This window comes from Saccharicrinis aurantiacus, from assembly GCF_947489045.1.
Taxonomy (GTDB): domain Bacteria; phylum Bacteroidota; class Bacteroidia; order Bacteroidales; family Marinilabiliaceae; genus Saccharicrinis; species Saccharicrinis aurantiacus.
In genome coordinates, this window is sequence record NZ_CANLCN010000048.1 from 1 (window position 1) to 2098 (window position 2098).

Consider the following 2098-nt stretch of genomic DNA (forward strand, 5'->3'; position numbering starts at 1 on the left):
AATAAAAATTAATTATGCTAATTTGCATCCAATACAAAAACAAACTTTGTTGCACTAGACCCTTGAATCCAAGCTTTCCATACTTTTTGATGTTCTTCGCTTCGGTTACGGGTAATAGCAGGAGACAAACGTAAGTTCATTTGCATGGCGCTACTACCTGTTGATGTCATTTGCTCACCAACACTAATGCAGTAACAGTCCCAAAATTCTATTTTAAAAGCTTGGTCAAGGTCGCCATCGTAGAATACTAATTTGCCTTGTTTCATATTACCCTGTAACAACCATTCGTACAAAAAGTCATCCTCTTCACCCGAATCGAGCGTGAGGTTAAATATACCTCCAAACTTATTATACTCGATGGGCTTTGTTATTTGTTTCACTGGGCGAATATAACTATCATAGTTGTAAGTGTAGTTGGGAGCTATACCATAATCGAGTCCATTACGTTGGCGTGCTTTAGCCAATTTTGTATAGTATTTAGACTTTAATGGATTCTTTTCGCCAAATGAGGAAAATTCCTTGGCACCAATATCTGATTCGCCATGCTTAACGGCAAACTCAGCTTCTCGTAAGCTATCTTTTATGAGTTTTTTATCGTACTCTGAAACTTTTACCACTGGTATGGTACGGTGGTTATAGGGAGCCATAGCCATATCTGTTGTGTCGGCAGATTCAAAAGGAAAATTCTTTTGTAAATACTTTTTATAGTATTCAGGATCCATTTCTACGGGACAAAAGTACTCGTAGCGCAAGCTTGTAAGCCAGCGTTCATAGCTGTTTACAACTAGTTTTATTTTATACATAAATTACGGAAAAAGTTTGACTAACTTGGTTTAGGTTTTGGTTAATAATTTAGATTATGGTACAATAGTAATACAATCTCATGTTTTAAACAAATCAAATTTGACCTATGCAAACATCTAATTACTTGTATAATAACTATAGGTATTGGTGTAGGAGTTTAGTTAAACACGTTGGAATAAAATATAAGGATTCTGGTGTTTATTAGGTAGTATTGTTAAATAAAGAATTAAGTTTATAACCGAATCAAATAATTAATCGTGGACCTACAAGAATTTTATGAAGAGATACGTAATCTATGTGAGGCACTAGATAATTACTGCAAAGAAAGGGATAGTTTTACTGCCGACTTATCTTTAAAATTATGTAACTATGCTACGCACCTATATCCGCAGTTACTTGAAAACGAAGAGAGTTTAAATCAAATTAAAGACGAGTCAGATATTTTATCCTTAATGGCATTCGAGTATTATTGTGATTCTACTGATACAGATGATTCTATATTATTTCAGAAAACAGAATCTTATATCCCAAAGATCACTACACTAGCAGAAAGCGAAGTTGAACTACAAGAATTCTTAAGTTTTATACCTCAATCCAAACATGCATATGCCAAACAAATTCATTGGGACGAATATGAACAGGAAATAAAGCGCCAGAAACTAAGAAAAGACGCCCACGATTTAGTTAAATCGGTACTGATCGCACATTTCGAAGAAGAGATAACGGAGTTTAATAGTTCAGAATTTCATTATCTCAATAACATAACTTGGCTGTGTGTAGCACGACCATTTTTAAATAAAGTTTATGAATTAGTTCCTTAAAATTACAGAGTTAAACCAACTAGGAGTTCATTTTTAATAAATAGGACTATATCATTGATAAGTAGGAGACTAAGTTTAAAACTTAGAATAAATACTTGATAACATAGGAGTATATTTGTGTAACATAGGACTAAACTTTTAGCACATAGGACTCAATTTGTAACACATAGGAGCAAGCTTGTTGGATTTAGGAGGTTGTTTTGCTCACATAGTTATTTGTTCTAGTAATATAGGAGCATGTTTTAATCACATAGGAGTAAATAAGTAGTGAAAACCTAAGAGTATTCGTAAACCCTTTATAATTTGATGATATTAAACAAGTATGGCTAGATAACAAGCATATATTGTATAGTAATCTATAAATGCAAAATGTTTTATTATAATAAAAAGACTGAGTAATACCAATTCTATTTTAAAGTGAGCCTTAAATTGTTTTGTGTATTTTTAGCTTAGGCAAGGCGAAAAATTGAGGC

At 32.8% G+C, this 2098-nt stretch carries 2 protein-coding genes; one reads left to right on the top strand and one right to left on the bottom strand.

The window, feature by feature from the left end:
• Positions 1-17 precede the first annotated feature (17 nt).
• Positions 18-803, bottom strand: a complete 786-nt coding sequence (tssD, locus tag QMO11_RS21800) for a type VI secretion system tube protein TssD (protein ID WP_282040075.1) — start codon at positions 801-803, stop codon at positions 18-20.
• A gap of 258 nt (positions 804-1061) precedes the next feature.
• Here tssD and QMO11_RS21805 point away from each other — a divergent pair, with 258 nt between their 5' ends.
• Positions 1062-1625, top strand: a complete 564-nt coding sequence (locus QMO11_RS21805) for a hypothetical protein (protein WP_282040077.1) — start codon at positions 1062-1064, stop codon at positions 1623-1625.
• Positions 1626-2098: the final 473 nt, after the last annotated feature.